This window comes from Propionivibrio pelophilus DSM 12018 (genome assembly GCF_059569095.1).
This window is the reverse complement of record NZ_JCANUT010000077.1, coordinates 1-14,412: the sequence shown is the minus strand read 5'-3', so window position 1 is coordinate 14,412 and position 14,412 is coordinate 1. Positions and strand designations below refer to the sequence as shown.

At 52.6% G+C, this 14,412-nt stretch carries 13 protein-coding genes; 10 read left to right on the top strand and 3 right to left on the bottom strand.

The genetic code is table 11. The features are described 5' to 3' along the window. The first annotated feature begins 654 nt into the window (after positions 1–654). The 10 genes from BO74_RS19420 to BO74_RS19375 all read left to right on the top strand — a co-directional run bounded on the left by BO74_RS19420 (position 655) and on the right by BO74_RS19375 (position 12,126). The gene (locus BO74_RS19420) at positions 655–1,833 is read left to right on the top strand and encodes a DUF4236 domain-containing protein (protein WP_496444785.1); all 1,179 of its coding nucleotides are present in this window, start codon (positions 655–657) and stop codon (positions 1,831–1,833) included. Between the two features lie 16 nt (positions 1,834–1,849). Further along, a complete protein-coding gene (locus BO74_RS19415; RefSeq protein WP_496444789.1) occupies positions 1,850–3,484 on the top strand; it encodes a YecA family protein in 1,635 nt (544 codons plus the stop codon). Between the two features lie 869 nt (positions 3,485–4,353). Continuing rightward, positions 4,354–4,554: a hypothetical protein gene (locus BO74_RS19410; RefSeq protein WP_496444784.1), complete on the top strand. Its 201-nt coding sequence runs from the start codon at positions 4,354–4,356 to the stop codon at positions 4,552–4,554. A 549-nt stretch (positions 4,555–5,103) separates the two neighbouring features. Beyond that, positions 5,104–5,526 carry a hypothetical protein gene (locus tag BO74_RS19405; protein ID WP_496444783.1) on the top strand — a complete coding sequence of 141 codons (423 nt, stop codon included), beginning with the start codon at positions 5,104–5,106 and terminating at the stop codon, positions 5,524–5,526. Positions 5,527–5,669: 143 nt separating this feature from the next. Then, entirely contained in the window at positions 5,670–6,473 is an 804-nt protein-coding gene (locus BO74_RS19400; protein WP_496444782.1) for a hydroxypyruvate isomerase family protein, read from the top strand. Continuing rightward, on the top strand, positions 6,407–7,396 hold the full coding sequence (garR, locus tag BO74_RS19395) for a 2-hydroxy-3-oxopropionate reductase (RefSeq protein WP_496444787.1): 990 nt from the start codon (positions 6,407–6,409) through the stop codon (positions 7,394–7,396). The genes BO74_RS19400 and garR overlap by 67 nt, the downstream gene beginning before the upstream one ends. A gap of 10 nt (positions 7,397–7,406) precedes the next feature. Next, the gene (locus tag BO74_RS19390; protein WP_496444781.1) at positions 7,407–7,661 is read left to right on the top strand and encodes a hypothetical protein; all 255 of its coding nucleotides are present in this window, start codon (positions 7,407–7,409) and stop codon (positions 7,659–7,661) included. Between the two features lie 99 nt (positions 7,662–7,760). Further along, entirely contained in the window at positions 7,761–8,594 is an 834-nt protein-coding gene (locus tag BO74_RS19385) for a transketolase (RefSeq protein WP_496444780.1), read from the top strand. Beyond that, positions 8,591–9,538 (top strand): transketolase family protein, encoded by a 948-nt coding sequence (locus BO74_RS19380; protein ID WP_496444779.1) that lies wholly within the window; start codon positions 8,591–8,593, stop codon positions 9,536–9,538. The genes BO74_RS19385 and BO74_RS19380 overlap by 4 nt, the downstream gene beginning before the upstream one ends. 641 nt (positions 9,539–10,179) lie before the next feature. Continuing rightward, positions 10,180–12,126, top strand: coding sequence for a sigma 54-interacting transcriptional regulator (locus BO74_RS19375; RefSeq protein WP_496444778.1), 1,947 nt, complete (start codon positions 10,180–10,182; stop codon positions 12,124–12,126). A 71-nt stretch (positions 12,127–12,197) separates the two neighbouring features. On the opposite strand, the gene BO74_RS19370 is transcribed toward BO74_RS19375, so the two are convergent. From BO74_RS19370 to BO74_RS19360, 3 genes are all read right to left on the bottom strand, one after another. Next, on the bottom strand, positions 12,198–13,022 hold the full coding sequence (locus BO74_RS19370; RefSeq protein ID WP_496444777.1) for a TIM barrel protein: 825 nt from the start codon (positions 13,020–13,022) through the stop codon (positions 12,198–12,200). Positions 13,023–13,159: 137 nt separating this feature from the next. Next, the gene (locus tag BO74_RS19365; RefSeq protein WP_496444776.1) at positions 13,160–13,825 is read right to left on the bottom strand and encodes an aspartate/glutamate racemase family protein; all 666 of its coding nucleotides are present in this window, start codon (positions 13,823–13,825) and stop codon (positions 13,160–13,162) included. Between the two features lie 91 nt (positions 13,826–13,916). Next, positions 13,917–14,412, bottom strand: a 496-nt coding sequence (locus BO74_RS19360; protein WP_496444775.1) for a sugar phosphate isomerase/epimerase family protein, incomplete at its 5' end; no start/stop codon positions are given.

Here is a 14,412-nt window from a genome sequence, read left to right as displayed (position 1 = left end):
CGCAGCGTATCTCGCCCCTCATAACCCAGCTTACGCGCATCAACCTTTTCCATGCGGAAATCATACAACAAACATCTTATTTAAGGGCCGGGTTAATAGTGCCATGTTTGTGCCCAGAGAATTCTGAAGCTAGTAGATTCTTCGCATAATCGACGACAACCCTCTGTGCCCAGGTTGCATAGGGGTAACAAAAACCAGGCATCCGGATCAACCGGTGCGACATCAATCTGCAGAATGCGTAAGTTGCGTGTAGTTTCCGGATCACCGGGTGACCCGGTGGTTGTGACCAATGGCCCTGAAAGATCTCATTGGCATGCAGCATAAGGCGATTCCAGCGAACTCAAAACCCCCGACCCTGACGAGACATTCGTCGTCTCGACTTGCCGGCGACAGGTTTTAAAGTGGAACTGCCGTAGAATGTGCGGATTGAATTAGAACTTTTCGGCCATTGCTGCCGCTGGCGTACCACCGGAAGTACGTCTGCAATATACCGGTCAAACGTCGTAGCAGGCACGCTTGCATCAATGATTTCCGGCCACTCTTCTGCGGCCGCTCATACAACACTTCTCAAGGCTGGCGACAAAAAAACGTCGTCCGTCGAGAGCGACACTGTGACAAAATTGCTCGCATCATCTCCTTGCGGCCGGCATAGCCATGGCTCTTCGTTTCCGTAGATCAATCAAGCTGGCCCCGGGCCTCCGGATGAACCTCAGCGGCAGCGGTGTGAGCTGGTCGCTGGGTCCCCGAGGAGCGTCCGTCGGCATTGGTCGCCGAGGGACCTATCTCAACTCCGGCATCCCGGGAACCGGGCTGTATGCGCGGCAGAGGCTTTCAGGCGGCACCGATCTCGCTCCGCGGGCCGCAAAGTCGGGAACGACGCAGGTCGAAATCACCGTGTCCATCGCCGACGACGGCGCGCTGACTTTCAAGGACGCGAACGGCAACTCCATCCCCGAGCATTTGATTGAGGCGGCCAAGAAACAGCAGGGCGACAAAATCAAGGCACTCATCCAGGGCAAGTGCGACGAGATCAACGGCCAGATCGAGGCACTCGGCATAATCCACGAATACGCCTCGCCTCCCGTCGCGCATGTCTTCGAGCCCAAGGCGTACGTCGAACCCAGGCCCTGCGCTCCGGCCGACAAGGTCCCGGGCTTCTTCTGCAAATTCTTCAAGTCGTGCGTCACCAAGGTGAAGGAGGAGAACAGAAACGCCCGCGAGAAGCACGAGGCGGAAGTTCTGGCCTGGGAGCAACGCAAGCGTGAGCACGACGAGGGCCAGAAGAGGGAAAGGGAATTCCTGGACCGGCTGAACGCCGGGGACGCCAAGGCCATGGATGAGTGGTTCGAGACGGTCCTGCAGGACATCGCCTGGCCGCAGGAGACGCTCGTCGCGTTTGAAATGCCAACTCCGGGGACGCTGGCCGTCGACGTTGATCTTCCGGAAATCGAGGACATGCCCGACAAGACCGCGGCCGTTCCCCAGCGGGGCTTCAAGCTGTCGGTCAAGGAGATAGGTCCGACGCAGGTCCAGAAGCTTTACATGCGGCACGTCCACGCCGTCGGCTTTCGGATCGCCGGGGAAGCGTTCGCGGTTTCTCCGGCGGTCGAGACCGTCGTCCTGTCCGCGTATTCGCAGAGGTCGGACAAGGCGACAGGCAAGGTCGGGGACGCATATCTCTACTCGGCCATAATCCCGCGGAGCAAATGGCGCTCCATCGACTTCGGCAACCTCGCCTGTCTGGATCCCGTCGAGGCGTTCTCCAGGTTCGAATTGCGCCGTGAGATGTCGAAGACCGGCGTCTTCAAGCCGATAGAGCCGTATTCCCTTTAGCTCGGTTCACTTGAACGTGAAGCCCGGCAAAAAGAAGATCGGTAGAAACGATCCCTGTCCTTGCGGCAGCGGAAAGAAATTCAAGCGATGCCACGGGGCACCCTCCAATGCTCCCCCACTGCGGCGGGCTCCGAAGGAATTGGAGGAAACCGGCCGCCTTCTTTTGGAACGCGCAAAAGCGCAGGAGAAGCAAAGGGAGCAACAGCAGGGCTTCGGCCGTGCCATCATTACCACTGAACTTAACGGCACCCGTTTCGTGGCCATCGGCAAACGGCTGATGTGGTCGGACAAGTGGAAGACAGTCCCTGACTTCCTCGGGGATTACATCCGCTCAACGCTGACGCCGGAATGGGGAAACGCCGAGCTGGCAAAGCCACTCGAACAACGCCATCCGATTTTGGTCTGGTATGACCACGTTTGCCGTCTGCAAAAGGAAACCATTAAGGAGCCGGGCAAGGTGGCCAGCGCTCCGATTACGGGAGCGACCGACGCTTATTTCCGGCTGGCCTACGACCTTTATTCGTTGGAGCACAACGCGGAGCTGCAACAGAAGCTGTTGCGCCGGCTTAAGGATCCGGAAATGTTCCTCGGAGCCCGCTATGAGATTTTCGTCGCCGGCTCGTTGATTCGCGCCGGATTCGACCTCGAATTCGAGAACGAAGACGACCGCGGCTCGACCCACGTCGAATTCACTGCGACTTGCAGGAAATCCGGCAAGAAGTATTCAGTGGAGGCCAAGCAGAAGAAGGTGACCGACGAGAACGAACGCTTTCGTCTAGGCCGGCTGTTGCAAAGAGCGTTGAAGAAGTCAGCCAAGCATCCTCGCATCATCTTCATCGGCATCGGCTACCTCGACGTCAAAGTTGCCAGCGACGGCGTGATGCCCGAGAGATTCTCGAAAGCCTTGGCCGACCTGCGGAGCTTCGAGGGCCGACATCCGAACGGCAAGCCGCTTCCGCCGGCCTATCTGTTCGTCACCAATCGGCCACATGACCTCGCTCTCGAGGACAAGCATGTTCAGACGGCGATTCTGGCCGAGGGCTTCCAAATTCCGGGGTTCAAGCTCGACACCGCCTACCCGAGCCTTAGGGCGGCTCATCAATCTCGTAAGGAGCACGCGGACATGCATCAGCTGCTAAAGTCCCTGCGAGTCCATTCGGAAATTCCGACAACCTTCGACGGCACGCCGCCCGAGCTGGCCTTCGCCGGCCAAACCCAGCGGCTAATCATCGGGGAGACTTATCTCGTCCCCGATTCCAAGGGCGTGGAGAGGCCCGGCAAGCTAACCTCGGCAACAGTCAACGAGCTGGAATCCAAGGCGTATGTCGCCCACTACCTGGACAACGGAGAGGCCGTGATCGGGACCGTTCCGCTGACGCCCGAGGAATTGGCCGCCTACAGGCGGCATCCTGATACCTTCTTCGGCGTGGAGATGAAAGCGACCCGGAAGGCAGAGACGCCGCTTGACCTGTTCGACTTCATCATGGACAGCTATCGGGACACCCCGAGGGGTCGCCTGCTCGAATTCATGGCGGACAATCCCGACATCGAGGAGCTGAAAACGATGTCCAAGGAGGATCTCACGGAGATATACGCGGAGCGCTGCGCTTGGTCCGTGATGGCGCGGACAGAAAACCCCACCGCCAAATAACGTAGTGCTTGAAAGATTTCTGTGCAAACTGATAGCGTCGATGGCTGCCAGCGCTTCGCCACAAACATCATTGTTAGGGCTGGAAGCAGAGCCGACGACGCTGCAGCGAAAGAGAAAACCATACTCGCTTCGAGTACAACGTTCGGGACTACGGCCGCTGACTGCCCTTCGCGGGCTTTGATGGCGACACTTCACTTCCCAACGAATGGTGAGGCCGAGGCTCGGTCGTCGGCCACTGCGGACCTTGGGCCTCCGGCCTGACTCGGGCGGCAATGCGTCGGTCAACCGCCGTTCGAGTGGAATTCACGTTGAAGATCGGCTTTCCGATTCGGCGAACTCACACACCCGACCCACACCGGTCGTACAGTCTGTCACGGGATCTACGGCCATTAGCTGATGTATAGCAGTCATTCATGCGACAACTCACGGCAAAGTCGTCGGCGAAGAGGTGTGAAAACGTAATCGAATTTCGCGCCCATTTGGCTACGTTCTAAGCACGCATGGGAGGTGCACGATGAAGCATTTTATCGATGGCAAAGATCGGCGTCAGATCACGTTGCAGCCCGAGTCGCTTGATAACTAGGTCACTGAAGACAGCACCGTCAGCCGAGTTGAGTCTTTTGTTGACGCTCTGGATCTGAGCGATTTTGGATTCCGCGTATTCGCAACAGCAACCGGGCTCCCGTCCTAGCAACATGTAGCTCTCCTCAAGACTTATCTCTACGGCTATCTCAGTCGCATTCCATCCCCCCGCTGTATGCAGCGCGAAGCGCAACGCAAAGTGGGACTGATGTGGCTAAAGAGCCATCTTGTTCCGCATTTCAAGATAATTTCGGACTTCCCACGCGAAAACCGGCAAAGCATTCGTAGTGTTTGTTGCCAGTTCATCCTGCTGCGCCGTCAACTTGGTTTTATTCTTCAACACAGTCGCTGCGATCTACGGTTGCAAGTTGAAGACGGTCAACGCCCACGACCAGAAGTTTATCCGAGGCAAACTTGAGAAGCAGCTGGAAGGAATCGACCACCGCATCGAGCGCTACCTGACCGCAACGAATACGGCAGATAACTAGTAACCCGATGTGGCAGCCCGCAATTCCATTGCCCTGTCATCACAGCACCTTAAAAAATACCTGCCATAGGCATATTACACAGGCCACACTCCATCGCGTGGTGCGTTTGAACAGAGTCGAAGGGATGCATGTACTCGAATAGTCGTTTTTGCAAAGCCAAGTATCTATCAAGACGAGTATCAAAACTCATCTCAATCGTTTCATTTATGAATGCAGAGTCTCACTATGAAACAAATACTGGCATTTATATTTTTCATTGAAAATCGATTTATTCCTTTATATGCCACATATTACATAACATGGTCCATATTTTGCTATTAGCTGACTCATTAAGAATGTGACTGGTATTTCAATAATGGACCACCTAAGAGGCACCGAACAATTAAGCAGTTGGCTGAAGATGGCACGAGCGAAAGAAAGCAATTCGATACTGGAACCAAACGGGGTAAAGATTCCTCAGTGGTGCGGTGCTTTATACCAACCGCTTATAGCGTCCTTCGACATGCCAAAGTACTACCGATTGTTATGCTTGGCTTGAGGCATCCTAGGATGACGCTCTCCCATCCGACTCCCGACAGAGGAAGGTTCGCTGCTGAATGCCGAATCGACTCAAAAGCATTCATAGATGACAAACCTGTTGTTCGTCAAAAATATCTCCGTGACAGTGAAGATGCGTTCGGTCGGAAAATGCTCTTCAAACAAACTGCAGAATTTGAGCGTGGTGGCGGTAGTCTGCGCGAATTAGTAGGACAGATGGATGTGAACAAGGACTCGGATGGCCTAGGTTTCGTAGGCCGTGTATTCAGCACCTTTCTCGCCTTGGCCGAAATGATGTGTAGCGAAGGACTTGAGCAGCATGCGCTCTACGACACTCAACAGTCTTTAAGGGCCAAAGCTCATCGGGTAGAACCGCCCTATCTCTGGCACCTGCCCCGCTTGGTGCCACAGTCTTCTTGTCGGCGTATTCATTAAAACAATTGCTTGCATGCATTGTCAGTCAACCATCGATTCTCAAACCGTCGATTACTCCGATCTACCCATCTGTGAATAAGTCAGATTTTTCTAACAACCAGAGCCAAGCTTTTTGTGCAGTTCGTTACCAACGGAGAAATTAAATGCCCCCCATCGAAGTCAACCCCAAATTTTCTGCAAATCTCTCGATGATGTTTCAGGAGTTGCCTTTTCTGGAACGCTTTTCAGCGGCAGCAGAAAGCGGTTTTAAAGCGGTTGAATTCATGTTTCCTTACGATTATTCAATTGCTGAGTTGCAACGTGAATTAGTCAATAATGACTTGAATCTCATTCTATTCAATATGCCTGCCGGTGATATCTCCGCAGGAGAACGAGGCATTGCGAATAACCCTGATCGTCAAGAAGAGTTTCGACTAGATGTTTACAAAGCAGCTGATTACGCCAAAGCACTTAATGTCCCCCAAATAAATTGTCTCGTCGGGAGAAAGCTTATTGATGTCCCGGAGCAACTTCAGTTTCAATGCATGATAAAAAATCTTAGATTTGCCGCAGAGGTGTTTTCTAAGATAGGAGTACGACTTGAGATTGAGCATTTGAATTCATATGACATGCCCAATTTCTTGCTAACCACCACAAAAGAAGTATTAGATTTAATTAATGTTGTTGATCATCCCAACATCTATCTTCAATACGATGTTTACCATGCACAACGCATGGAAGGCGAGTTGGCTGGAATCCTGCGCGCCAATTTGTCTCGCATCAGCCACATCCAGATCGCCGACAACCCGGGGCGCCACCAGCCGGGTACAGGTGAGATCAACTATCGCTGGCTGCTAAACGACTTCATGGCCGCAGGCTACGACCGCTACATCGGCCTTGAATACGTACCTACGCCGGACAGCGCTGGCTCGCTGGGCTGGGTCAGCGAATACGGCTATTCCCTGTAACGGAAACCACGGAAAAGGAGCAGAACATGAGCAAGAAAATCGGATTCATCGGACTCGGCATCATGGGCAAGCCGATGAGCAAGAACCTCATCAAGGCCGGTTACGACCTGACCGTCTGCGACATCAACGCCGCCGCGGTCGCCGAAGTCGTCGCCCTCGGCGCCAAGTCCGCGGCCACGCCGAAGGATGTCGCCGCCGTCACCGACATCATCATCACCATGCTGCCCAACTCGCCGCAGGTGAAAACGGTCGCCCTCGGCGCGAACGGGGTCATCGAAGGCGCCCGCACCGGTGCACTAGTCGTCGACATGAGTTCGATCTCTCCACTCGCTGCACAGGAAGTCGCCAAGGCACTGGCCGAAAAAGGCATCCGCATGCTCGACGCGCCGGTCAGCGGCGGTGAGCCGAAGGCCATCGACGCCACCCTGTCGATCATGGTCGGTGGCGACGCCGAATCCTTCGAGGAAGCGCTGCCGATCCTCAAATGCGTCGGCGCCTCGGCAGTACGCGTCGGCGATATCGGCGCCGGCAATGTCACCAAGCTGGCCAACCAAGTGATCGTCGCCCTGAACATCGCCGCGCTCTCCGAAGCGATGACCCTGGCGACCAAGGCCGGCGTCGATCCGGAACTGGTGTTCAACGCGATCAAGGGCGGCCTCGCCGGCAGCACGGTGATGAACGCCAAGGCGCCGCTGATCATCGACCGCAAGTTCGACCCGGGCTTCCGCATCAACCTGCACATCAAGGACCTGAACAACGCCATGGAGACGGCGCACGACGTCGGCGTACCGCTGCCGCTGACAGCCGGCGTAATGGAAATCATGCAGGCGCTGAAGATCGACGGCTGCGGCGAGAACGACCACGGCGCCCTGATCAAGTACTACGAGAGGCTGGCCAAGGTCGAGGTCCGGCGCAAAGATTGAGTCGAAGTTTGTGATCGTCGCCAACTACAAGGAACCGGTCGAGGTCGAGCTGCCGCTGTTCCAGCGCCGCGAGGTCGACATGCTCGGGATCATGATGTACCTGCGCGAAGACTTCCAGCGAGCCATCGACTTGATGACCAGCAAGGCGATCAACACCGCCCCGCTGATCAGCGACCACTTCGGCATCCGCCAGCTCGAAGAGGTCTATCCGTACATCGACAACAACCCCGAGAGCGTGATGAAGGTCGTTATCGACATTAGCTGACACCGCTTTCCGTATCACCCCGCATTTCGAATCATCGCCCTGGCGACAGGCGCGAGCGGGTGTTCTCGCACCCGCATCTTGACTGACAAGGAGAAGCAAATGAGTTTGAGCAAGGCAAGAAAGGACTACCTCGAAGGGCTGTGCCTACGGCTCCGGCAGGATCTGATCAAGCTCCTGTACAGCATCCAGACCGGCCACCCCGGCGGCTCGCTGTCCTCGACCGAAATCATGACGACGCTGTATTTCGAGAAGCTGCGTGTCGATCCGAAGAATCCGAAGAACCCGAACCGCGACCGCTTCATCCTCGGCAAGGGCCATGCCGCGCCGATGCTCTACCAGATCCTGTCCGAGCGCGGCTTCTTCCCGCAGGACGACCTCGCCACCCTGCGCCAGCTGAACAGCCACCTGCAGGGCCACCCCTGCGCCAAGAAAACCTGCGGCGTCGAACTGTCGACCGGTCCGCTCGGCCTTGGCCTGCCCGCCGGCCTCGGCATGGCGATGGCCGCCCGGCTCGACAACAAGGACTTCCGCACCTACGTGCTGATGGGTGACGGCGAACTGCAGGAAGGCATCGTCTGGGAAGCCGCGATGTCCGCCGCCAAGTTCGGCGCCGACAACCTGCTGGTCATCATCGACAACAACGGCGTGCAGCTCGACGGCACCGTCGAGGAAATCATGCCCATGGGCGACATCGCCGCCAAGTGGCAGGCTTTCGGCTGGAACGTGATTTCGATCGACGGCCACTGCGTCGAGGCGGTTTCCGACGCCATCGATCTGGCCGCCACGGTCAAGGGCCAGCCAACGGTGATCGTCGCCAAGACGGTCAAGGGCAAGGGCGTCTCCTTCATGGAAGGCAAGAGCGCCTGGCACGGCAAGCCAATCAGCAAGGATGAATATGTAAACGCAATGAAGGAACTGGGGGTGAATGTATGAGCGCGGTAAAGAAAGCCATTCGTGACGTCTATGGCGACACGCTCGCGCAACTGGGCCGCGAGAATCCGGACATCGTCGCGCTGGACGCCGACGTCGGCAGTTCGAGCAAGAGCATCGTTTTCGGCAAGGAATTCCCCAAGCGCTACTTCAACGTCGGCGTCGCCGAGGCGAACATGGTGGCGATGGCTGCCGGCCTGGCCACGGCGGGGAAGATTCCTTTCGCCAACACATTCGCCGCGTTCATGGTATTGCGCGCCGCCGACCCGGTGCGCAGCCTGATCGCCTACACCGGCCTCAACGTCAAGCTGGCCGGCACCTACGCCGGACTGTCCGATTCCTATGATGGCGCCAGCCACCACGCGATCGCCGACATCGCCTTCATGCGCGCGCTGCCGAACATGACCGTCATTTCAGTCTCCGACCCGGTGGAAGCCGAACTGGCGACCCGCGCGGCGGCCGAATTCAAGGGCCCGGTCTACCTGCGCCTGAGCCGCGCCGAAGTGCCCGTAGTGCTCGACAAGGCCACCTACAAATTCGAGATCGGCAAGGGCGTGACGCTGCGCGAGGGCAACGACCTGACCCTCGTCGCCACTGGCTACATGCTGATCAAGGCCCTGGAAGCCGCCGAACTGCTGGCGGCGAAGGGGATCAAGGCGCGGGTGGTGAACATCCACACGATCAAGCCGATCGACCGCGATCTGCTGATCGCCTGCGCCAAGGAAACCGGCGCGATCGTCACCGCCGAGGAGCACAACGTCTACGGCGGTCTCGGCAGCGCCGTGGCCGAAGTCCTGAGCCAGGGCTGCCCGGTGCCGATGGAAGTCGTCGGCGTCAATGATACCTTCACCGAGTCTGGCGACTACGAGAAGCTGCTGGCCAAGTACGGCCTGTCGGCGGCGAACATCGCGGCCCACGCCGAGAAAGTGTTGAAGCGCAAAGGCTGAAAACAAGGAAATCGCCCGGCCTATCACCGGGCGATCAAGAAACTACAGTGTTTGCAGCAAACCAGATTCGCGTGATCTAGCGGGTGACTTTCATCGATCTTCGTTTTCCCTTCTTCACACAGCTACCATCTCTCGTAGCTATTACCTCTCGTCTTACCTGCACGATCATAAACTGACCAGAATTAACCACGATAGCGCTTGCCGCGAAAATCGTAGCTCAGGAAGAGATCCTCCCACAACCCCGACACTCACGGGAAACCATGAACACCGTGCGGTCAATTCACTATAGCCTCCCCGTTAGCCGAACTCTAGAACAGAAGAATGCTTAGTTCCGCTTGGATAACAAAGACTGTCAATACCATAACATCTTAGCCTAATGGTGCTGGAGCTTCGTAACATATAAAATTTTAGAGGCAGGTCTATAAGCACGGTCGCGACTCGGCAGGCCTCACCCCAATATTTCTAGTTTTGAAGCCATCGCCCTCCGTGTATTCCGCAAGACCGGCAGTTGCTCGATAGGCCCAACCTCAATTTTTCCGTACCACCGTTCGCCACGGCCGATAAAAAAAACAGCAGAAATAAAACTTGAGAAATTTAAACTCTCCCGAATAATTGAGAAAACTTATGGATCGGAGAAGTAAATGAAAGAAATCGTTGTTATTGCTCCATTCAATTCAATGGTTGAAATAACCAGAGAGCTAGTAGAAAACAAGAAATGGAAAAACATTGATGTAGTTGAGGGAGATCTAATAAATGTAGATAACCTGGCGCAAATGGCCATCGACGGTGGTGCGAAAATACTCATTTCCCGAGGGGGGATTTACGAACGTATTAAAGCAACCTTTGAGATTCCGGTGGTCGAAGTAAAAGTCACTGCATATGACCTTATTGAAAGTTTTTATGAAGTTAAGCACGCCGTCAGCGACAATAAGGTTGCCGTCATCGGATATGCAAATGTTATCGCCGGGGCGAGGATAATTGCAGGAATAATGGGGTTTAATGCAAGCTGTTTTGAGATTAAGAGTCGGAATGAAATCGTCCCTGAGGTTGATCATCAAATCGCAAAAGGTATCCGTGTATTCATCGGGGATGGTAATGTTGGGCGAGTTATAGAGACAAGAAATAATTGTCGGTTTGTATTTGTTAGATCTGGACAACAAGCAATGCAAAATGCGCTGCAACAGGCACAAGAAATTTTATGTGCATCAATGCACGAAAAAGAGATGGCGCAGCAGTTTTCCACTATTATTGATTCTGTGCACGATGGAATTGTTGCGGTCAACTCCAGTGGTGATATTACTGTTTTTAATAATGCCGCTGAAAAATTGACAGGCATAAATAAATTGGATGCTTTGGGGAGTTGTGTCTCCGATGTTATTCCGCAAACCAAGTTGCTAAGTATTCTAGACTCAGAGAGAGCGGAAATAGGGGACGTTCAAACCTTAGCAAATAAGGCAATTATTGCGACTAACCAAGTTCCAGTAATTGTCGATGGGGAAATAAAAGGAGCTGTAGCTACCTATCAAGATATTACTGAGGTTCAAAATATTGAACAAAAAATTAGAATTCGACTGGCCGAAAAAGGATTTATTGCACAATACACATTCTCTGATATCGTGCATAAAAGTAATGAGATTAGAGAATGTATAAGTAAAGCAAAAAAATTTTCTAATTACGATATATCCGTTCTTATATACGGCCCCTCAGGCGTTGGAAAAGAGCTTTTCGCTCAAGGAATTCACAACGATAGCGCACGAAAGAAGTCACCATTTGTCGCGATTAATTGCGCGGCACTACCTGAGGCATTAATTGAAAGTGAGTTATTTGGCTATGTAGAAGGGTCTTTTTCAGGTGCAAACAAAAAAGGGAAGCCTGGAGTGTTCGAAATGGCGCATCGCGGAACTATCTTCTTGGACGAGATTAGTGAGCTACCGCTTCTACTTCAGGGACGTTTGTTACGAGTACTGCAAGAAAAACAAGTAATGCGCTTAGGCGACAGCAAACTCATTCCGGTAGACGTTCGTATTATTTGCGCGTCTAACCGGGATTTGCTCAGCCTTGTAAGGAAAAAACAGTTCCGACGTGACCTCTACTATCGGATCGCAACACTTAACTTATTTATCCCGTCGCTGAACAACAGAAAAAACGACATTGAACTTCTGAGTAAATATTTCGTGAAACAATTCGGTAAGCGATACAGGAACACCGACATGTCGATCACGGATGATGCAATTAAATATTTAAAAAACTATACCTTTATGGGAAATGTTCGCGAATTACAAGGAATGATTGAACGAGCAGTAGTATTAAGCGAAGATAAATATATAAAGGTCAATGATTTCGTTGAAACACTTAACGAAGAGGCTTGGGAAGCTGACGGTGAAGCACAACCCGCTTTTTTTCGGGAGCAAACACTGGAGGATTTGGAAGAGACCTACATTGAATTTATTTACAAAAAAACAAACGGTTCTTTGAAGGAAGCCAGCGAAATATTAGGTATAGGCCGTAGTACGTTGTGGAGAAGAGTAAAGAAGAACAGGAACCCGACGTCGACAGTTAAGAAATCCGCCGCTCGCGCGGCGGATTAAATTCTTAGAATCAATACGACGTAAGAACCTCAAGCCGCCGTAAAGCTATAGACGACAGAATCATCTCCATCTCACCCGTTCAAATGTTTCTTGATGAGCGGCAGCAAATACAGCGCTGCTTGCCTAGCGGCAGCATCTGCATCTGGAACTGGAAATATCTCTACGGAGCACCAGCCTTGATAGGATGCTCTTTTTAAGCTTCGAAGAATGCTTTCAAAATCCGTATGTCCCCAACCTGGAGCATAGCGATTGGAGTCAGCGAAGTGAATATACGCGATGTCTTCTATATTTTTTTCAAGTTCTCCTCCAATCGTTACATCTTCAATATTCATATGGAAAACATCGGGCATGAGCTTTATGTTCGATAGTCCAATTTTCTTTATCAACAAAGCTCCTTGTTCTACGCTGTTAACAAAATTTAGCTCATACCTATTTACTGGCTCTACGACAAGAGTTACATCTCTTTTTCCTGCGTATTGACCTAATTCATATGCTAATTCGATGAAGTTCTTTTCTGAGTCACCGTTGTCATTCGCTACTAGATTCCCTCGAACTCTCCCGATATTTACCATTCGACCGTAATGCGAAGCCAAATCAATAAATTCTTCAAATGTTTTCTTTAAGACCTTCCTCCGACTTTGGTCCGAGTCCGTAAACATAAATCCCGTATCAGCATATACTTGGCCGGTAGAAATACACGAAATCTCTAGTCCGTTGCTACTAAGAAGCGCATCAATCTTGTCCGAGTTGATTTCGGAAACGCTTTTCAGCGCAAGTTCTACACCTTGATATCCAAGTTCAGCTGCGCGCGGAATGGATTTTTCAAATCCACGAAAAACAACGAACGCGGAAGGCAAAGCATTCTCGCCCGCGATTGCAATAGATAGTTTATTCATTCAATTTCTCCAGAATTCTGACAGTTATTACGATGAAAAAATAGTCAGTTATCGAATTTCTATTTTTTACTCTGGCCACCATCCAAGTAGCGTATTAGGTAACTGCCAAGTAAAATTTTAGCCATTAGCGATGGCACTCAAACAGTGTTTTCCAACGAATTCCGTAGTGAAAGCAATCCACTGAGGATGCTTGATAAGACTGGCTTTCCTGTAGCCAAGGCAATTTCATCTTGAACTCGTGCCATCGAGCCTTGTGCCAGCATAATTACATCTGCATCTTTGGCAACGCTTTTCGCAGTGGCTAATAATATTTTTTCGTATTCTTCGGTATTACCCTTCGATAGGGCGGCAAGAGCGCCTTTCGCCAAGCTTTCTATAATTACAATTGACTTATCTTTCTTCTTTGCTGCGGAGTGAAGAAGACGATTTGTTGGGGCGAGTGTCGTTTCTGCTGTTGCAAGCACCGCGATGTGCGTACCCAGCTCAACTGCTTGAAAAGCCATCGGCTCATCGATTCTGAGGATGGGGACATTTATGAACGGTTGTACTTGTTCAACAAGGTCGCCCATCGAGGAACATGTACTCAAAATTACTTGAGCGCCTAACTCTTCGCCTGTTCGACAGTAATCAAAAAAGCGCCGCCTGACATCTGATGTGGCGATATTTCCCGATTTAACAACATCGGGTATTATCCCGTCGTCAAGAACGTTGACTAGGCGATGACTTGGCATTAATTCTTGAAACAACGCTTTGATTGGCTCAATTATTGATTGAGTCGTATAGATGGCGGCAACAGTAGCCATTAGAAATTTTCCTAAAAAACGATTAGAACCGAATAAAGTATTCGTATTCGCAAGTTTGAATACTTTGGGTTTTCTCTCAGAGGCTCTTCCTCTACCGTGGCAGGATAGTGCGGAGATAGTCGCGGTTCATCGCACAGACGGTGAGGCTGTCGCCACCGTAGTGTTCGCACAGGAAGGCGCTCTTGTAGCCATGGGCGAGGGCCTTCTGGATCGCGACGCGATAGTTGATGATGCCCAGCGCGAGCGAGGTCGGATAGGAACAGATCAGGTTTTGCGCCGGATCCTCGATGCGCATGTAGTTCTTGACGTGCCAGTACTTGGCGTAGGGCACGAGCTTGTCGATCATCGACGCCCAGTGCTCGACCGGCCGGTGCAGGCGGACGAGGTTGCCGATGTCGGCGTTGATGCCGACCGCCGGCACGTCGACGTCGTTGACGAACTTCACGGCGCCGTCGGCGGTGCCGATGTAGGTATCTTCGTACATTTCCAGGGAGACTTCGATACCCAGTTCCTGAGCGTGCTTGCCGAGTTCGCGGATGCGGCTGACGGCCTTTTTATACGTTTCAGGATCATCCGGGTTCTTGACG

What these genes read in the sequence shown, in the direction of transcription:
- BO74_RS19420 (WP_496444785.1), top strand. Translation starts at nt 655, where the DNA reads ATGGCTCTTCGTTTCCGTAGATCAATCAAGCTGGCCCCGGGCCTCCGG.
- BO74_RS19405 (WP_496444783.1), top strand. Translation starts at nt 5,104, where the DNA reads ATGACGCTCTCCCATCCGACTCCCGACAGAGGAAGGTTCGCTGCTGAA.
- BO74_RS19400 (WP_496444782.1), top strand. Translation starts at nt 5,670, where the DNA reads ATGCCCCCCATCGAAGTCAACCCCAAATTTTCTGCAAATCTCTCGATG.
- BO74_RS19385 (WP_496444780.1), top strand. Translation starts at nt 7,761, where the DNA reads ATGAGTTTGAGCAAGGCAAGAAAGGACTACCTCGAAGGGCTGTGCCTA.
- BO74_RS19380 (WP_496444779.1), top strand. Translation starts at nt 8,591, where the DNA reads ATGAGCGCGGTAAAGAAAGCCATTCGTGACGTCTATGGCGACACGCTC.
- BO74_RS19375 (WP_496444778.1), top strand. Translation starts at nt 10,180, where the DNA reads ATGAAAGAAATCGTTGTTATTGCTCCATTCAATTCAATGGTTGAAATA.
- BO74_RS19370 (WP_496444777.1), bottom strand. Translation starts at nt 13,022, where the DNA reads ATGAATAAACTATCTATTGCAATCGCGGGCGAGAATGCTTTGCCTTCC.
- BO74_RS19365 (WP_496444776.1), bottom strand. Translation starts at nt 13,825, where the DNA reads ATGGCTACTGTTGCCGCCATCTATACGACTCAATCAATAATTGAGCCA.